This window comes from Microbulbifer maximicatervae (SeqCode) (assembly GCF_052468295.1).
Genome location: NZ_CP174340.1, coordinates 4,841,441 through 4,860,765, shown reverse-complemented (window position 1 = coordinate 4,860,765; position 19,325 = coordinate 4,841,441). Strand labels below are relative to the sequence as shown.

14 protein-coding genes are annotated in these 19,325 nt (G+C 53.7%); 9 read left to right on the top strand and 5 right to left on the bottom strand.

Features of this window, described 5'->3' with window-relative positions:
• Window positions 1–17: 17 nt before the first annotated feature.
• The 5 genes from ACJJIQ_RS21585 to pilG form a co-directional block, all read right to left on the bottom strand.
• Entirely contained in the window at window positions 18–6,284 is a 6,267-nt protein-coding gene (locus tag ACJJIQ_RS21585; RefSeq protein ID WP_445363001.1) for a hybrid sensor histidine kinase/response regulator, read from the bottom strand.
• Between the two features lie 139 nt (window positions 6,285–6,423).
• Window positions 6,424–8,565: a methyl-accepting chemotaxis protein gene (locus tag ACJJIQ_RS21580; RefSeq protein WP_444914978.1), complete on the bottom strand. Its 2,142-nt coding sequence runs from the start codon at window positions 8,563–8,565 to the stop codon at window positions 6,424–6,426.
• A 160-nt stretch (window positions 8,566–8,725) separates the two neighbouring features.
• Complete coding sequence (locus ACJJIQ_RS21575; protein ID WP_444892581.1) at window positions 8,726–9,265, bottom strand: chemotaxis protein CheW; 540 nt, start codon at window positions 9,263–9,265, stop codon at window positions 8,726–8,728.
• Window positions 9,266–9,281: 16 nt separating this feature from the next.
• Window positions 9,282–9,644, bottom strand: a complete 363-nt coding sequence (gene pilH / locus ACJJIQ_RS21570) for a twitching motility response regulator PilH (protein ID WP_108731421.1) — start codon at window positions 9,642–9,644, stop codon at window positions 9,282–9,284.
• Between the two features lie 235 nt (window positions 9,645–9,879).
• Window positions 9,880–10,275, bottom strand: coding sequence for a twitching motility response regulator PilG (gene pilG / locus ACJJIQ_RS21565; protein WP_020413651.1), 396 nt, complete (start codon window positions 10,273–10,275; stop codon window positions 9,880–9,882).
• Between the two features lie 350 nt (window positions 10,276–10,625).
• Here pilG and gshB point away from each other — a divergent pair, with 350 nt between their 5' ends.
• From gshB to ACJJIQ_RS21520, 9 genes are all read left to right on the top strand, one after another.
• A complete protein-coding gene (gshB, locus tag ACJJIQ_RS21560) occupies window positions 10,626–11,582 on the top strand; it encodes a glutathione synthase (protein ID WP_445364840.1) in 957 nt (318 codons plus the stop codon).
• 92 nt (window positions 11,583–11,674) lie between these two features.
• Entirely contained in the window at window positions 11,675–12,586 is a 912-nt protein-coding gene (locus ACJJIQ_RS21555; RefSeq protein WP_445363000.1) for an energy transducer TonB, read from the top strand.
• A gap of 34 nt (window positions 12,587–12,620) precedes the next feature.
• On the top strand, window positions 12,621–13,205 hold the full coding sequence (locus ACJJIQ_RS21550) for a YqgE/AlgH family protein (RefSeq protein ID WP_282930307.1): 585 nt from the start codon (window positions 12,621–12,623) through the stop codon (window positions 13,203–13,205).
• Window positions 13,206–13,225: 20 nt separating this feature from the next.
• A complete protein-coding gene (ruvX, locus tag ACJJIQ_RS21545) occupies window positions 13,226–13,648 on the top strand; it encodes a Holliday junction resolvase RuvX (RefSeq protein WP_413664071.1) in 423 nt (140 codons plus the stop codon).
• Between the two features lie 77 nt (window positions 13,649–13,725).
• A complete protein-coding gene (gene hemC, locus ACJJIQ_RS21540; RefSeq protein WP_445355242.1) occupies window positions 13,726–14,643 on the top strand; it encodes a hydroxymethylbilane synthase in 918 nt (305 codons plus the stop codon).
• On the top strand, window positions 14,540–15,427 hold the full coding sequence (locus ACJJIQ_RS21535; RefSeq protein ID WP_445362999.1) for a uroporphyrinogen-III synthase: 888 nt from the start codon (window positions 14,540–14,542) through the stop codon (window positions 15,425–15,427). The genes hemC and ACJJIQ_RS21535 overlap by 104 nt, the downstream gene beginning before the upstream one ends.
• Window positions 15,428–15,547: 120 nt before the next feature.
• On the top strand, window positions 15,548–16,876 hold the full coding sequence (locus ACJJIQ_RS21530; protein ID WP_445362998.1) for a uroporphyrinogen-III C-methyltransferase: 1,329 nt from the start codon (window positions 15,548–15,550) through the stop codon (window positions 16,874–16,876).
• Window positions 16,873–18,123: a heme biosynthesis HemY N-terminal domain-containing protein gene (locus ACJJIQ_RS21525; protein ID WP_444911935.1), complete on the top strand. Its 1,251-nt coding sequence runs from the start codon at window positions 16,873–16,875 to the stop codon at window positions 18,121–18,123. Before ACJJIQ_RS21530 ends, ACJJIQ_RS21525 begins: the two co-directional genes overlap by 4 nt.
• 88 nt (window positions 18,124–18,211) lie before the next feature.
• Window positions 18,212–19,240 carry an alpha/beta fold hydrolase gene (locus ACJJIQ_RS21520; protein WP_445362997.1) on the top strand — a complete coding sequence of 343 codons (1,029 nt, stop codon included), beginning with the start codon at window positions 18,212–18,214 and terminating at the stop codon, window positions 19,238–19,240.
• Window positions 19,241–19,325: the final 85 nt, after the last annotated feature.

The window sequence follows — 19,325 nt, the reverse complement described above, 5'->3', positions numbered from 1 at the left end:
TCCTGATATTTGCCGTCTCAGCTTCCGACAGCTTCGGCATCCGCGTACTCACGAATAGCCGCCAGCAGTACATCTTCCTGGTAAGGCTTACCCAGGTAGTGGTTAACTCCCAGGGACATAGCGTGATCGCGGTGCTTATTACCGGTACGCGAGGTGATCATTACGATAGGAATATCGCGCAGGCGGCTGCTGGAGCGAATATGGCGGGCAACCTCGAAGCCATCCATACGCGGCATCTCAATATCCAGCAAGATCAGATCCGGGATCTTATCCTGCAGCTGGATAACCGCATCCTGACCATCCTTTGCAGTGCTAACCAGATAGCCCTCTCGCTCCAGGAAGCGCGTAGTTACCTTGCGCACTGTAACCGAGTCGTCCACAACCATAACGGTCTGCTGGCGCGCCTCCTGCTCGGACTGCACTTCAGGCTCTTCCTGAATTTGAAGCTGCGGCACTTCCGGCCTTGCCAACTGAGTGGCCTGGCGACGCAGCAGGGCGTGTGCGTCGAGAATCACCACGACGCTACCATCACCAGTTACCGTTGCACCTGATACCCCTTGAACCCCGGAGAACTGCGGGCCGAGGCTTTTCACCACAATCTCGCGACTACCCTTAATGGCATCCACCTGTAATGCCATAGCGTGCCCTTCAGAGCGCACCAACAAAACGGGCAGTTGCATATCATCGACACTGAGCTTGGGTTGAGCACCAGACTTCAGCAGAGTACCGAAATAGCTAACCTGATAGAGTTCCCCGGCGTATTCGAAACGCGCATCATCTGAGCGATAGTAGTGCTCCAGCTCGAATGGGCTGAGGCGCACAATACCTTCGATGGTATTCAGCGGCAGTGCAAACAGGTCATCGCCAATTCGCACCATCAAAGCTCGGTTAACCGAAACTGTGAACGGCAGACGCACGACAAATTCTGTTCCTGCGCCTGCCTCTGAGTTGATATGGACGCTGCCACCAATCTGCTTAAGCTCGGCGGATACAACGTCCATTCCCACACCCCGGCCAGAGATCTGGGTAACTTTTTCTGCAGTGGTAAAACCGGCCTGCAGAATGAACTGAAGAATCTCATTATTCGAGAGCTCAGCATCCGGCCTCATCAGGCCATTTTCCACCGCCTTTTCACGCACCCGGATCAAATTGACACCGGCACCATCATCGCGGATGGTGAGGACAACTTCACTGCCCTCCCTTTTCAGCGCCACATCGATACGCCCACGCTCAGACTTGCCGGCAGCCAAACGCTCCTCTGGCATTTCAATGCCGTGGTCCACAGCGTTGCGCAGCATATGCTCCAGTGGCGCAACCATACGCTCCAACATGGACCGGTCCAGCTCGCCTTCAACGTTGGAGAATCCCAACTCGACCTGCTTGCCCAGCTCAGCACTTACTTGGCGCACGATGCGACGCAGGCGCGGTACCAGACGGGAGAAAGGTACCATGCGGCTGCGCATCAGACCTTCCTGCAATTCGGTATTTACTCGGGACTGCTGGAGCAACAGGGTCTCTGTATCACGCGCCTTGTTATTCAGGGTGGAGCGCAGCTCCATCAAGTCAGATGTGGACTCCAGCAGGGAACGGGATAACTGCTGAATAGACGAGTAACGGTCCATTTCCAGCGGATCGAAGTCGCCGTCCTGTTCTGCCAACTGCTCCTGGCGGAACAGGATCTGAGCCTCGGTCTCGCGGTCCAGGCGGCGCAGCTGTTCGTTGAGACGCACCAGCGTCACATCCATCTCGTCTAGGGCGAGACCGAACTCACTCATCTGCTCTTCAAGACGACCACGGGAAATTGCAGTCTCACCGGCGAGGTTTACCAACTCCTCCAGAAGTTCAGCAGCGACACGCACCATCTCCTGGGGCTGGTTCCGGGTCGGTGCCGCTACCTCCTGCTCTGCATTACCGGCCTTGCGGATAAACGGCAAAACGTTATCGCTTTCCTGACCTACAGCGATCTCGGGCAGCTGCGTAGCAACTACATCAGCATCCGGCTGAGTACTCTCGGCCGCAGTGACTTCATCACCTTGTTCCGCATCCGCTACTAGAACAGTTTCTTGAGGTTGTTCGTCTGAAACTTCAGATTCAATCACTGCTTCTGCAGCTGCCGAGTTAGCCGGCTTCTGATCCGCCCAATCGGTGCTGACCAGCTGTACAAAAGCATCAAGCTGTTCACCAGCCATCCAGGCGCGAACTGTCTCTACTCCATCGGCGAGACGATCGTGGATACCATGGGCATTGGCGAAGAAATCTGCGGAGGGCCGATCGTTGTCGCGCATGCCCTCGATCACCGTTTCAAAACGGTGAGCTACTTCACCCAGCCCCATTAGGCCTGCCATACGTGCACCACCTTTAAAGGTGTGCAATACACGCTTCAGGGCCTCACCTTGCTCGCGACCTTCCGGCTGCTCTTCCCAACTCTGGATCAGTTCCTCCAGCTCATCGGTAAGATCTCCAGCCTCCTCCATAAAGACGTCGACAACATCCGGGTCAATGTCTGCCAGCAGCTTCTGTAAATCGACAGGCTGAGCGGAATCCTGTGATGACACCTCGCTAACCGGTTGCTCGATAACCAGGTCGCCGGCAGGTTCAACTTCCGGTACAGAGAAGGGTTCTTCAAATTGAGAAACATCCTCAACGGCGGCCTCAACTTCTATGGCCTGCAATTGAGGAATTTCCGAATCCTCAGTCTCACCACCGAGAGATTCCCCATCGTGCGACACCTGTAATACAGGTGGCTCAATCCACTCATCAGGGGATGCATCTGAAACCAGAAGCTCGGTTACTTCCGCGGGCTCCGGCGCCTGCTCTTCAGACTCGGCGATAACCAGTGCTTCGCTATCGATTCCCAGTTCATCGAGGTCGTAGTCATCTTCAGCTGAAGAACTGGTTTCCTCACCCTGAGCTAGGTAGCGAAGCGCCTCTTCCACAGCTTCGCTGACTTCAGGGAGGTCTTGTGCTGCTGCTACTGCATCGATTAAATCGAGCAGCTCGTTGTGTCCCTGTTCAAGAGAGGCCCATAACGCGGGCTCTTGCTCAAGATCACCGGCAAGGACTTTGCGATAAACATTCAGCAACAGCTCAGCTAGCTCAGCCAGGATCGGCAACTGCGCCCGGCTGGCCGCCTCCTGCAGAACATTGAGCTCATCAGCGACCAATACAACTCGACTTTTATCTGCCGGGTCGGCGCGCCACTCCGTCAGCATTTGGTCTGCATCAAGCAGCACCCGCATGCCATCAGCCATCAAGACTTCGAGAAGCTGGGGATCGACCGCGCGAGGTTCATTCGCCTCGCGCTCGCGAATCAAGTGACCTACAGAGCGCTCCTGTAATTCAGCAACGCGAGCAAGGAACTGTTCCGATTTCTCTATTGCGAGAGGCTCTGAAGAGCGAATCTGTTCCAGCACCTCACGCACATAGGTGGCGCTATCATTGATCAGATCAAAAATATCTGCATCGATAGGCACCTGATAAATACGCAGCTCCTTAGCGAAGCGCTCCAGTGGCGCCATAATTTCGGCAACCACTTTGACTTCCGCCATATGTGCGGAGCCTTTAAGTGTGTGGAGTGCCCGGTGCATTGGATCACTGGGAACACCATACAAGGGCGCGGCAGCCTGCATGTCCTGCAGATACTCATCTACGACATTGAGGTGCGTCTCTGCTTCCTGAGCAAAAATTTCCCAGAGCTGAGCCAGATCTTCTCCGGTGTCCTCAACAACTTCAACCGCCGCGACACCGCCTGCACTTTGGGCTTCCAGATCAGCGGGCATCTCTCCCGCACTCAGCTGCTCAGCCCAAGCTTGTAACTGCAGGGTAAGCTGCTGATCGGGGTCGCTCTGTCCGTGTTTAAACGCCTCAATCATTGAGGGTAACTTCTGATACACCTGCTCAATCAGGTATACATGGGCAGGCCCGGGCTTCACACTGCCATCGATAACCCGGTTGAGCATATTCTCCACGGACCAGGCCAGCTCACCGATATCCAAGGCCTCGACCATACGGCCCGACCCCTTCAGGGTATGGAAGCCCCGGCGAAACTCTACCAGGGCATCCTGATTGGCAAAATTGGCAGCCCACTCCGGGAAGTAGCAATTGATATGAGCGAGAACTTCCCCGGCTTCTTCCAGGAAGATCTCGATAATTTCATCGTCAATCAGGCTCTCAGTGTCATCACCGAGCTCCTCCGCCGTGTCCGCGACCTCTGCAACTGCAGCAACCGGCTCAACCTCAGCAGGCTCTATTACCGGTGCAGCTTCAATGAAGTCAGCAATCTCAGCAGGCGCGTCCTCAGCCTCAGGAGCCTCTACCCCAGTTTCAACTGCAAGTGTGGGGGCAGCCTCAACCTGAGGAGCCCCATCAGAGAACCAAGACTCCTCCGGAACTGACTCGCCGTCGATTTCCAGATCGGACTCCACAACAGAACCTGCGTCATCGACAGGCAGCTGCAAAGTTATGGCAGATGATTCTTCCGCATTTATTTCAGCTTGAGAGTCCAGAGATTCGTCAGAAACCGCAGTGGCTTCGTCATCGGGGATTAAATCGTAATCAATAAGATCTGGCAGTTCGGGTTCTGATATCGGGGACGCTTCCAGACTGGCGTCGGCCTCACTCTCATCGACGATCTTCAGCGAAACGCCCAAAGCCTCTACGCTATCTTCAGCCAGTGCCAAAAGCATTTCTGCATCAGCCAGACCTTCCGCACGGCGCTCCAGGTAGTATTCAACACTGGTAATGGCATCTGCCAGAGTATCCAGCATTGTCCATTCGGGCTGTTCTCCAGCCTCAATCAGGGAGCTGCCAATATAGCGGTTGCAAGCGGAGATGATTTCACCCGCTCGCTGGTAACCCACCATTTCGAGACCACCACAGACTTCCTGTAAGCGCTGTGGCACACGGCTCAGGTAACTGATATCCCAGTGGCTGGCCACATACTCCATGACCGCTTCTTTTACCGCTTCCAGACCGAGTCTGGCCTCGCGTAATACAGAGTCAGTGGCGTCGCCCATAATGGGCTGCTCATCGTCGACTTTTTTATTGCGATCGACGGTGGCGGCAAGCGCTGAATCGAGCTGAACCAATTCCCCGGCGGCACGCATCAAGTACTCTTCAACGTCAGTACCACGGGAGGCGTCGCGAAGGTCTTCGTAGACACTGCGAGCGCGAACCCGCTGCGCTTCCAATCCCAAAATACCGAGTGTATCCGCGAGGCGCTTGGCCACAGCGGCAGTGTCAGACAGCGAGGGTTGTTCTGTATCGGTTGTACTGGGCTCCAGTGCTTCACGCACCAACTGCAGTTCATCGCGCACTGCAGCAATTGCACTGCCCAGGGCTTCTGGCCCCATCGCCAATACGTCTTCAGTATCCGGGCGAGGCGTACCGGGAACCGCCTTATCTAGTGCGAAGCGCTGGTAGAGTTTCTCGCAGTGCGGCCCATTCGGACCGGCGAGGTAGACATAAAAAAGTAGGTTGCGCAGAAAGTCCTGATCCAGGCGCGCATCCAATACCTTTGCGCCACGCCCCTGCAACAACCTGAATTCAATATCCACCTTGCGCAGTAAATGGCGCAGTGCGGGCTGCACATTAATACGGTGTTCGCCGAGCGCCTCCAAAATACCGAACAGTACTTCCCAGAGGGATTGGCGACAGCTGCCACTGTAGAGCAGCTGCATTTTTTCAATAATCTTGGTGAGGTAAGCCAGGCTTTCGCCGCTGTTTACATCGCGGATCAGACCTGCAGCCGCAACGTGATACATTTTGCGCAACTTGGTGACCAGGTCATTTAGGCGGGCGCTATCGGCGACGAGGGGCTGGCGCTTTCCAATCACCGTTGCCAATGAAGACAATTCTGGCGAGAAAAGTGCTCCTTCACTGATCAATCTCTCGCGGCGCACTGCGCGCAAGTCATTCATCAGGGGAAGTAAGAGAACGGCATTGTCACGACGCTGAAAAGAAACCTTTTCGAGATAAAGGGGCAACTCCAGCAATGCACGCATCAAAAATTCGCGCGTCTCGTCGGTATTTTCAACCGCACCAGTGGCGAGGGCCTGGATAAGTTGCTCCATCTCTTCTGCTAACATCGCGGCACCACTTAGCTGTGCCATATGTAAGCTACCGTGCACCTGGTGCACCAGCGACAAGCTGTTTTGCAGAAGAGAGGCACCCGCATCGGGTTCTACAGCGAACGTCTCAAGAAATTGGCGCGCTTGTGCCAAAGTCTCGTTAATTTCACCGATCAGCCAATCCAAGGCCATGAAGTTCGGATTGTCGTGACTCACGCCAAGTCCCCAATAATTTATTCAGTACTCAAGCGCTACAGTTTTCTGCGAGAAAAACTCGCGGATTTATCGGAAGCAATTCCGTGCGCCCCTTTTGCGCCCGGCCAACTTTCATAATGGCCGGGCATTATTGTGTGGGTTAGGCCAGGGCCCGGTCTTCGCGGGACTCCAATGAATGAGTATCTTCACCTTCAATAGTGAAAGTATCTGTATCCATTTCCGGCAACTCCACGTCATACAGCTCGCTGTTGCTTTCAACACTTTCCTCTTGCGGAAGTTTGAAGCCGGCAACGGATTCGCGCAGTGCACTCGCGGTCTGCGCCAGGTTACCAATGGACTGGGCGGTAGCTTGGGTACCCGCAGAAGTCTGCGAGGTAATTTCCTGAATCACGTTCATCGTGTTGGAAATGTGGCCTGCAGACGAAGCCTGCTGACGAGCAGCGTTAGAAATGTTCTGAATCAACGATGCCAGGTTGTTGGATACACTTTCAATTTCTTCCAGTGCAACACCCGCATCCTGGGCCAGACGAGCTCCACGTACCACCTCACTGGTGGTTTGTTCCATGGAGATTACCGCCTCGTTGGTATCGGACTGAATCGCTTTTACCAGACCTTCGATCTGCTTGGTTGCAGCTGCAGAGCGCTCCGCAAGTCGCTGTACCTCATCCGCAACCACCGCGAAGCCTCGACCGGCATCACCGGCCATGCTCGCCTGGATCGCGGCATTCAATGCAAGAATGTTGGTCTGGTCGGCAATGTCGTTAATCAAACTTACGATATCGCCAATTTCCTGGGAGGATTCACCCAGGCGCTTAATTCGCTTGGAGGTATCCTGAATCTGCTCGCGGATGTTATCCATGCCTTTAATGGTGTTCTGTACCACCTTGGCGCCATTACTTGCGATATGTACCGAGCGCTCGGCTACCTGGGCAGATTCGGAGGCGTTGGCAGATACCTGGTCAATGGTGACCGCCATTTCGTTAACCGCAGCAGAAGCTCCGGCAATTTCCTGTGCCTGGTGCTCAGAGGCCTCGGCGAGGTGCAGTGCAGTCTGCTGGGTTTCCTGGGACAAGCCAGATACTTCCTGTGCAGCACCATTAATCCGCGATACCAGCACACGCAGCTGGTCAATAGTAAAGTTAATGGAGTCGGCAATTGCACCAGTAAAGGCTTCGGTTACCGTTGCAGAGGTGGTCAAGTCACCGTCGGCGAGGTCGGCCAGCTCGTCCAGCAGCTGCATAATCGCGTGCTGGTTACGCTCGTTGGTATCTTCCTCTTTTTTCAGGTTTCGGCGGGTACCGGAGAATGCCATCGCCATCATACCGAAGATCAACAAAACGAAGACCAAAGCCAGTGCAGCAATGGTCAAGTTGTTGGGCTGGCGATCATCTGAAAGGTTTACGATTCGGTCATTCAGCGTACTCAATGCTTCGATCAGCTGGGGAGATGACGCGATAATGCCGTCAGAGGCCTGGCGGGTAGCAAACAGGGCTGGAGTTGCTTCGAAGATATCCCGTACGGAGGTGCTTACGAAGCCGAACAGCTCAGTAATTTCATCCAATGAGTGGCGAGCCTCTTCATCGGTAATACGGGAAATCCCCATCACCACATCGCCGCTCTTCATACCGTCAACCACCTTACCGAAAAGACTGGCGTCGGTATTAAACTGGTCAGCGGCGGCTTCGGCATCATCGCCACCTTGGAGCATTTTATCGATATTTCGACCAATACGCTCCGCACGCCATACCTGCAACTGGGCCTGTTCCACCTGATTTGCCGGGGCGTTGTTAGCCAGCAGAATTTCTACAATATTGTTGTGCTCCGCCTGTAATTCCGGAAGCGAGTCACTCAGCGTTGAAGCGATATCGTTAAGAAATACGATGGTTTCCTGGTTGCCGATAATCGTGTCGACCTGCTCGCGCAAGCTGCGCCAAACCTGATCGTAGGCAGACAGCTGAGCACCCAGGGCGCGGCGACTATTGTCATCCATTCGCTGAAGCTGGTTCCAGGCATTAGCCATTTCTTCGGTAACATTTTCCAGCTCGGTAAAGGCCTCACTATCGCCTGCGGTTGCCGCCGGCGCATAGGAAACTACCTGATAGGAAAGGGCCCGCAACTCGGCGACTTGCTGCAGGTACTCTTTATCCTGCTCGTCTCGAGTCTGTACCAAATAAATACTGACAATAAGCCCCGCCAGCGTGGCGAGTACCAGTAGACCTAATACCAGCGCGGCAGGGTTACTGCGCAGCGCGGAAAAGGAACTCTGGGAGCCTGGTTTCATAATTTACTCCTAGCGGGCCATTGCATTAGGCCGGTTTAATACCACTTTAGTTTTAACGCTTTAATGACAAGACCCCTCAGTCAGTGCTGTACATCCCTGCACTAATTGCGGGCCATCCGGTCGACCACCCTCGGCTACCGGAAAGAAAGAACTGGATTAGTCAGCGTAAAGCTGCATCCATAAAACGCGCATCCTTGATCAGTGCCCGCATATCGAGAACGAGCCAACGATGCTGCTGTAAAACAAACTGGCCGTGCACCATTGGCGCAAATGGTTCACTCAAATCTGTCGGTGCCTCACGGGCATACTCAAACGCCAAGTGCTGCATCCCAAACAATTTATCCACGATAAGCCCCACGTAGGTCTTATCCCTCTCGAGCACCAAAACACGACGTTGCTGGCGCGGACCTGAGAGGTAGCCGCCATAAAAAGCTGCGAGATCAATAAGGGGAAGCAGGCGACCACGAACATTAGATACGCCTTTTACCCAAGGCTGAGCGCCCGGAATAAAGGTGTGTTGTGGCACTTCGAGCAATTCCACAACGTCATCCATGGAGGCGACAAAGTGGTTATCCAGAAGAGAGAAACCGATACCGGTCCAGTAGGGTTTGATTTCCCGGCGGCCAGGCAGGCCAGTGGCCTGCGCTTTGGCGCGCCGTGCAATATCAACCAGAGCTAAATAAGGTGTTTGTGACTGCACTTTTCGCAGCTGGCTATTAGGCCAACACCTCCCCGATCGCATCCAGCAATTTGCTCTCATCGACAGGTTTGGTCAGGTAAGCCCTGGCTCCCTGGCGCATACCCCAGACACGGTCTGTATCCTGATCTTTGGTAGTTACCATAATGATCGGAATTTCACCGGTATTGCTGTCTTTGCTCAATTGGCGGGTGGCCTGGAAACCGTTGAGACCCGGCATCACAATATCCATCAGGATCAGGTCGGGGCGTTCGGCGCGGGCTACTTCAACTCCGCTTTCACCGTTGGGAGCGGTGATTACTGCGTGGCCATTTTTTTCAAGAATGGTTGTCAGCTTATGTGTTTCTGTAGGAGAGTCATCAACTATTAGTACTCTTGCCATCATTTCCCCCATGACATCTTTTCGGCAACAACTACTGCGCTCGGCGGTTTTTGTTGTGATTATCCTCGCTAGCATGTGCCGAGATGCACTATGACTACCGATAGTGTGGGTACAAAAATCAACCGGTCTGTAACAACCGGAAAATCTGTACTCTAATTAAATTTTGGTACCGAGCTTGTGGGCACAATGCCCACAATGGAGTCCGTTATCTATATTTTCTTTTTCTGTAGGCCACTTATGCGGCATGGTGCGGCTTGGCATGAGCGGAAATAGCACCCAGCAGCTCGCTCTTACTAAAAGGTTTGGTCAGATATTGATCGCAACCAACAACACGCCCTTTTGCCTTATCGAACAAACCGTCCTTACTCGACAACATTACAACAGGGGTGGAGCGGAATTCGCTGTTATTTTTTATTAACGCACATGTTTGATAGCCATCCAGGCGCGGCATCATAATATCGACAAAAATGACATCCGGACGGGAGTCCGCGATTTTTGCTAACGCATCAAAACCGTCTGTCGCGGTGACCACGGTACAGCCCGCCTTTTGCAGCAACGTCTCCGCAGTGCGGCGAATTGTCTTACTGTCGTCGATCACCATGACAGTCAGACTTTCCCAGTTAAGCTCCATAGTCTTTTTTGAATCCCCTGTTTACTTATTTTCGGGCACGCGAAAACTTTAGTTGCGCCCTTTTTTCAAACCGCTTGCGGGGTCCGGGCGCCTAGCCTGGCGAAGGTCGCACGCTGAGACGAACTTTTATCACAGAACCCCAGGCGAATCTAGCTGAGTCGACACACTGCAGGCGACGCAGTTCAAATTATCACCACTTATACATTCATTGGAGGTATTGCGTTAAGAAGGTTGCACCTTCGCAAAGCTGCTCTTACCTTATCTATCCAACAACGCTGGTAGCGGCCACAAATTTGGGAGCAAAACCAGTGATAACTGGGATAGAAATACCCAACGATTTGGAAACCCGTATGAATTATTCCCTCGGTGTGGTGATGGACCCCATCGCCCAGATCAATTTTAAAAAAGATACGACGCTTGCACTGTTACAAGCCGCACAAGATTGTGGTTTCCAGCTGTTTTATTTCGAGCAGAGCCATCTTTACCTGGAGAATGGGCGCGCAACTGGGCGCGGCTGCCCTATGCAGGTTTTTGATGATGAGAATCGTTGGTTTTCTCTGGAAGAGTCCAGAGAAATGCCTCTCGGCGAGCTGGATGTAATCCTGATGCGTGTCGACCCCCCCTTTGATAATGAATATGTTTATTCCACTTATATTCTCGAAGCCGCAGAGCGCGAAGGTGCAACGGTAGTCAACAAGCCCCAGGCGCTACGCGACTGCAATGAGAAAATTTTTGCGACAAGTTTCCCCCAGTGCTGCCCACCGGTTCTAGTCAGTCGCGATATGGCCAAGCTGCGGGAATTTCACCGAACTCACCAAGATGTCATTTTTAAACCCCTAGATGGTATGGGCGGTGCGGGCATCTTTCATTGCAAACCGGACGGCGCCAACTTGGGAGCAATTTTGGAAATACTTACCGAGCACGGCCGCCAGCAGATTATGGCGCAGCGTTACATCCCCGAAATCAAAGACGGTGACAAGCGTATCCTGGTCGTTAACGGTGAAGCGATTCCCTATTGCTTGGCGCGAATTCCGGAAGCGGGCGAGACTCGCGGCAATCTTGCAGCCGGCGGGCGCGGCGAAGCACGCCCCCTGACCGATAGAGATCGTTGGATCGTTGAGCAAGTCGCTCCCACTTTGAAGGAAAAAGGTCTGTTATTTGTCGGGCTGGACGTTATTGGTGACTACCTAACAGAAATTAACGTTACCAGTCCCACTTGTGTACGGGAAATTGATGCCGCTTACAATACGGACATAGGCGCGCGACTAATGAGCGGCATCACACACCTGCTGGCACAAAAAAGGTAAACTGGGCGTTTGATAACTCTCAGGGCGGTTTACCACTGAGAACAAGGCTGTGTGAAACGCACGCCCGAATAAGTAGTAGTTGATAATAGATAATGAATTCCTCTGCCAACGCGACACAGTTTCATGCAATGCAGCATGAACGCTTTGTGTTCTCATTATTTCTAGCCGCCGCGTTACATGCGCTAATTGTTTTCGGAGTGGCTTTTGCTGCTCCGAAAGGTGCACAGGCGCCACCGACACTTGAAGTCACACTTTCTTTGCAAAATTCCGCTCAGGCCCCAGAGGATGCTGACTACTTGGCACAGCACAACCAATTAGCCAGTGGTACCGCAGACTCTCGGAAAGAGTTATCCACTAAGCGCCGTGCCGAGTTTGCCGATACGCAAATTCATCGCGTGACGCCTTTGCCACAACAACAATCTGCGCGGCCAGCAGAGCAGCGCCGCCTGTTAATTACCACTGTTGGTGAAAGCCCGATTCAGGCTCCTGAACTTTCGGCAGAAGATAAGTTATCCAAGGAAAAGCGCGGCGACGCACCCAATGACCTGCCATTGAGCAACCCTAAAATAGCTAGCCTAGAGGCGCGTCTCGATAAAATTCGCCAAACTATTGCCGAGCGCCCCCGAGTACGCAGATTGACATCTGTGGCTACCAGAGCCTCAGCCGATGCCGCTTATTTACATGAATGGCGCCAGAAAATAGAAGCTGTTGGCAGTGATAACTTTCCCGAAGAGGCCTTGGAAAAACAAATTAGTGGCGAGTTACGCATGATGGTGCGGTTGCTTCCCACCGGAGCCGTCGAGAAGGTTGTTATTCTTCAATCCTCCGGGGAGCGCATTCTCGATGATGCGGCCCAACAAATTGTGCGCCTGGCTGCTCCCTTCGCTCCCTTCCCAGTAGAGATCAAGAACGAGGTTGATCGACTGGAAATTATCCGTACCTGGCAATTCGAAAGAACCGGGGGTCTTACTACTTCTGCGGGGGATCTGCCCAGCCGAGGCTAAAATGGGCTTTCAACTGGCGGTTTATTACTGATCTATGCCTAATTCGAATATCGATAGCGACCTGACTCACGGAAACTTGCGCGGCCAGTTCCTTCTGGCTATGCCCGGTATGGAGGACCCGCGCTTCAAACACGCTATCGCACTGATTGTTGAGCACAATAGCGACGGTGCCATGGGCATAGTGATCAATATGCCCAGTAAGGTGCACTGGCACGAGGTATTCGAGCAGCTGTCTTTGGAGGATCTCAGCTTGCGCGGTGACGAACCAGTTCTACTGGGCGGCCCCATGTCACCAGAGCAGGGATTTGTACTGCACGGCACCGGCATGCACTTCGACTCTACCACCGAAATCAATTCAGATATCAGCCTGACTGCCTCCAAGGACATCCTCGAATCCCTCGCCGCAGGGCGCGGCCCTGACGATGTACTACTCGCCCTCGGCTACGCAGGCTGGGGGCCCGGTCAGTTGGAGCAGGAGCTGACAGAAAACGCCTGGCTGACACTGCCGGCAGAGCCCGAAACCCTATTCGCCACACCGGTCGAAAAACGCTGGCAAAGCGCCGCCGCCCGCCACGGCATCGATCTTTCCGGCCTCGGCTCCCAAGCTGGCCACGCCTAACAGAAAAACTACTGACCTCTATGAATAAACCCGTCACAGCGCTAGCTTTTGACTTTGGAACCCGCTCTATTGGCGTAGCTTACGGCCAGAGCCTTACCGGTGGAGCACGGGAACTGGCCCCACTGCCCGCCAAAGATGGCAAGCCCAATTGGGACTCCGTCGAAGGCCTGATCAAAGAGTGGCAGCCCCACCTTTTACTGGTTGGCCTCCCCCTCAATATGGATGGCAGTGAAAGTGAATTTGGCGTACGTGCGCGAAAATTCAGCCAGCGCCTGCACGGTCGCTATGGACTACCGGTAGAGCTCATTGACGAGCGTTTAAGCACCCGAGCCGCCAAGGAAGAGGCCAACGAACGCGGACATCGTGGCAACTACGCACAAGACCCTGTGGACTCAATAGCCGCACGGATAATTCTCGAAGACTGGCTGCGCACCAGGGGCTAGCCCCTCGGCTACAGAGAGCCTCACTGCATTGCGACTCTGTTAGAATGGCCGCTTCAACCAATAAGTGATTGAGCCGCATGTCTATAGATCGTATTCGCATTGCCACCCGACAGAGTGCTTTGGCCCTGTGGCAGGCCAACTATGTCAAAGACCGCCTGCAACAAGCGCATCCGAAACTTCTTATCGAGTTACTGCCCCTCACCAGCCGCGGTGACCAGGTTTTGGACATCCCACTAACCAAAGTGGGCGGCAAAGGCCTGTTCGTTAAAGAACTGGAAGTGGCGATGCTCGAAGGCCGTGCGGACATCGCAGTTCACTCGATGAAAGATGTCCCCATGGAATTCCCCGAAGGACTTCACCTGCCGATTATTTGCGAGCGTGAAGACCCCCGCGATGCCTTTGTCAGTAATATTTATGACAGCCTTGATGACCTGCCCGAGGGAGCAGTAGTCGGCACTTCCAGCCTGCGCCGACAATGCCAATTACTTGCCCGTCGCCCGGACCTCAAAGTCACCTTTTTACGGGGCAATGTGAATACTCGACTGGCCAAGCTGGATGCCGGCGATTACGACGCAATCATCCTCGCTGCGGCCGGACTGCTGCGACTTGAAATGCCGGAACGCATCCGCAGCTTCCTGGCAACGGACATCCTGCTCCCCGCTGGTGGACAGGGCGCAGTGGGTATCGAGTCGCGCCGCGATAGCGAACTGGAAGCCTTGATCCAACCGCTCCACTGTCCGGAAACCGCAGCCCGACTCAGTGCGGAGCGCGCCCTGGTTAAGCGCCTCAACGGCGGCTGCCAAGTGCCTATCGGCTGCTACGCCGAGCTGGATGGTGACACCCTGTGGCTGCGCGGACTCGTTGGCAGTCCCGATGGCAAAACCATGATACATGCCGACAATCGTGGCCCTGCCGCTGAGGGAGAGCGCCTGGGTACTGAGCTCGCGGAACAGTTACTGGCCGATGGTGCCGATAAAATCCTCGCCGCTATCTGATATGGGCGATCTCACCTCCGACCTGCTGCAGGGCAAACGTATTCTCAGTACGCGGCCAACGCAGCAGGCTGATAACTGGTGTGCGCTACTGCGCAGCCTGGGGGCCCAAGTAGATAACATCCCCATGCTCGGCATAGAGCTAATTGAGGATCAAGCTGCCATACAGGCCTTAAAAAACTCAATCCTCGACTTCGATCAAACGGATGTCGCGATCTTTGTTTCCCAGAACGCCGTGCACTACGGCGTAGACTGGCTTGAAGATTATTGGCCACAGTTTCCCCAGGGTCCTCGCTTTTTGGCGATCGGCGCAGCAACCGCAAGCGCCCTGGAGAAGCGCGGTATACCCTGTGAGCAAAGTGGCAATACAATGAACTCCGAGGAGTTGCTGCGCCTACCCTGGTTACAGCAGTTGGACAGGAAAAGAGTCCTTATTTTTCGCGGCTCCGGTGGCCGCCCTCTTATCGGCGACACCTTGAGTGATAGGGGTGCGCGAGTAACTTATTGCGAACTCTATCGGAGAGTGCTGCCACCGGAGGCTGCAACCTCCCTAGCTGAGTATAAATTCCAACCCGATATTATCAGTGTGCACAGCGGTGAAACACTCGATAACCTGGTTACCTGTATCCGCCAGATAAACCGCAATACACTCTTTGAAACCGCTCTTATCTGCCCGAGTATACGAGTTGCCACTCGGGCAAATGAGCTTGGTTTTGCCCATTGCTATAGCGCGCTAAATGCCGGCGATAACGCTATGCTGGAAACACTGCGTAAAGCCCTCGGCTGATTTGCTATCGAATTCTCGACCGCTTTGCGCTAAAAATCTTAAAACGGCGTTTAGCCCGCTATTAAGGCTCGCGCCACTCGTTATAATCTGACGACATTTTCCACCTGCGCCGCCATACCCATGACCGATAAAAAAGATCAAAATGTAGCCGCGACCAATGAGCCCCCGGAAAACACAAAGCCTGTAAAAGGCAAAAGTAATTTCGCCAAAGCCTCAGAGGAAAAAGCCTCTACGGGTAAAGCCAGCGGCGGTGCTGCGGCCAGTAAATCCAATGGGCTGTGGTGGTGGCTACTGTTCATCATCATTTTGATTGCTGTGGCCTCACTGGCCTGGTTCAACTCTCCGCAGCTGCGCGAACACCTTGGCGCTTACCTCGACTATCTACCCGGAAAAACGGCAGTCCCGGAGAGCACCACCACTATTACCCCTGCAACGGAAGTGCCGGCTGCCTCTGAAAACACCACCCAAGCGCCGACCTCCAATACCACTTCGGAAACCCCTGCTGCTACCCCAGCCCCAACTGAACCCCAAACCCCCGATTATTCCGGGGAGTTCAGTCAGCTGGAGCAGGCCGATGCCAATTTACGCAATCAACTGGAGCGACAAAATCGCACTATCGCCCAACTGCAGCAGCAACTGGCTTCCATGCAGCGCAGTGTCACCGCACAGGGAAACCGTTTGGGTCAGCTGGGAAATGTAAGCCGCGACGATTGGCAATTGGCTGAGGCAGATTACCTGTTGCGTCTAGCCAACCAACGCCTGCTTCTCGAAGACGATAGTCGCGCTGCGCTGGGGCTTGTCGAGCGCGTGGACGAGATATTGCGCGATGTGGACTTACCGGATCTATACGGAGTACGCCAACAACTTGCCCGCGATATCACCTCACTGAAGCTGGTCCAAAACATCGATCGCCAGGGTTTATACCTCCGTCTCAGCGCCTTGGAAGAACAGCTAATCCGCACAAATATCCAACCACAATTCGATATGGCTTCGGCAGAACAACCCAGTGAAGAGCAGCCCAGCATTGAGGAGAGTGCCCCCCTGTGGAAGCGGGAGTGGCACAACTTCACCCGCTTTATGCGCGAATCGGTGCGCCCCATTGATGGAGACATCAACCCGGTAATGCTATCCCCACAGAGTGAAGCTCGCTTTCGCCAGACTCTGCGCCTTTATATGGAGCAGGCCCAACTGGCATTGCTTCGCGGCGATACCACGGTTTACAGGGACGCTCTGGATAGTGCGCGGTCGCTACTACTCAGTTATGGCACTGCCAGTCCGCAGCGCGATGCGCTGGCCCAACAACTAACGGAACTTAGCAAACAACGTATCCAGGTCGAAATGCCTGACCTCAGCGCCTCCCAGCTTGCCCTGCGCAATTATATTGAGCGTTTACACAAAACATCCGGCACCACCACACCAACTGCCTCGCAACAGGAGGAGAACCAGTGAAAAAACTGTTCTTCACTGCTCTGGTACTACTGCTGCTCGGCGCTTTTCTACCGGAGGCTATTAACAATTATCCCGGCTACCTGGTAATCGGTATTGGCGGTGAGCTGAATAAAGGCTACGAGATGAACCTCTGGTTCGCAATTTTCTCGCTGGCAGCAGCTCTAATTATCCTCTTCTTTGCCATTTGGCTGGCTCGCAGTATCTTTCGCGGATTCCGAGGTAGTGTCGACCGGCTGAGATTTGGTCGCCAGCGTGTAGCGCGCCGACGCCTGACCAGCGGCTTGGTGGAATTTATGGAGGGCAACTGGTCCCGGGCGCGTCGTCAGCTGCTGAAGAGCGCCCCTCGGTCTGAAGCCCCGCTGATCAATTATTTGGCGGCAGCGCGCAGCGCCTTTGAGCTGGGCTTTCGTGAGGAGGCCAATGAATTACTCGCCAAAGCGGAGGCCTGTGGTGAAGATACCCGCCTGGCTGTAGCCCTAAGCCAAGCTCGTATGCAGCTCCTGGATAAACATTACGAGCAGTGTATTGCCAGCCTAGAGCGCGCCAAGCAGCTCGAGCCGAAACATCCTGCCCTGTTACAACTTCTCAAGCAGGCTTATTACCTTCTGGGTGACTGGAGCCGTCTTCGCGCATTACTGCCCGAATTGGAGAAACATGCGAACATGCCCGAAGCTGAGCTGCACCAGCTTGAACTCGAGGTGTATCAACATCAGCTGACCGAAGCAGCTAATCGCAAAGATATCGATAAATTACACGATACCTGGCAAAGCCTGAGTGGCCGCTGGCAACGCAATGAAGCCCTGCGCAGTCTCTACGCACAGCAACTGCATCGGATTGGCGAAGACACAGAGGCAGAGAAGCATTTGCGCTGGCTACTCAATCGAGCTTGGGACCCCAATCTTGCCGAACTCTACGGCTGCCTGGTGGGGGCCGCCCCTGCGGCACAAATATCAGCAGCTGAAGGTTGGCTGAAAGAGTATGGGGAGAGTGCCGCACTGCTAACCTGTCTCGGACGTCTCTCAATGCGCAATGAACTTTGGGGCAAAGCGCAGCAGTATTTCGAGAAAAGCCTGTTGTTGCGCCAAGATCCCGCTACCTCCGCTGAACTGGCTCGCTTATTTCAATCCCTTGGGGAAAAAGACAAAGCAGCAAAACTCTATGAGGAAGGTTTGCTACAAGCAGTCAAGGACTTGCCCCAGTTGCCTATGCCCAGCCAAGGCACTCCCCTACTGGGCGCACACGCCTGAGCCATCCCCCCTGAAAGGCCGACGGGCCTTTCAGCCACCCCCCAATTGCGCCTATAGTGAACTCCCGTTTACCAATAAGGACACGGCTGTGACCCTCTTTGTGCGCTACATAGTTGCCTTACTTTTTACCGCCAGTGTGTTTTTTACCGGCCATGCATCTGCTGAATATTCAATAACGCCTCAAGATAAAGCCTTAACTGATTACGAATATCCCTATCCAGTTCATCACTTTCATTTCGAACAACAGGGGCAGCCACTGGCAATGACCTTTATGGATGTACCGCCTGCAGAGGGTAAAAATGCAAGAGGAACGGTACTCCTGTTGCACGGAAAGAATTTTTCGGCGGCCTACTGGAAGGAGACTATCTCCCAACTCAGTCAGCTAGGGTACCGGGTTATAGCACCTGACCAGATCGGTTTCGGAAAATCCAGTAAACCGCTTACCCAATATACTTTTCAGGGGCTTAGCAACAATACCAAGGTTTTATTGGATAAATTGAAAATAAGAGAGGTTATTGTAGTTGGGCACTCTATGGGAGGTATGCTGGCTACCCGGTTTACCCTGATGTACCCGGAGCGAGTCAAAAAGTTAGCACTTGTAAATCCTATAGGCCTTGAAGACTGGAAGCGATGGGTTCCCTATGAACCTTTGGACCAAGCCATTGCTCGCGAGAAAAAGCAAACTCCAGAATCTATCAAACGCTACATGAGTAAAGCCTACTTTTCTGAGCAGTGGCGCGAAGAATATAACCCGCTACTGGATATTCAAGCTGGCTGGACCCTAGGACCCGATGCGGCTCATATGGCAACCGTGGATGCCCTAACCTCCGAAATGGTATTCACTCAACCGGTACTTTATGAGTTTGCCAATATCAAGGTGCCCACCCTATTGATTATAGGTACCCGAGATCGAACAGCTATTGGCCGCGCCCGCGCGCCTAAAGCTTTACAAGCAAAGTTAGGGCGTTACGATCAATTAGGCAAACGTACAGCAGCAGAAATCCCCAAAGCTGAATTAGTCGAAATGGAAGGGGTTGGACATTTACCCCAATTCGAAGCCTTTCCAACTTATATTGATGTTTTAAGTAAATTTCTTGCAGCTCCTATTGGAAAGTAGGACCTCCTGCCTGCCCAGTAGAAACCCAATCTAGGAAACATATCATTGGCACGGAGGCTGATGTGTAGAACATGCATTTTCATAA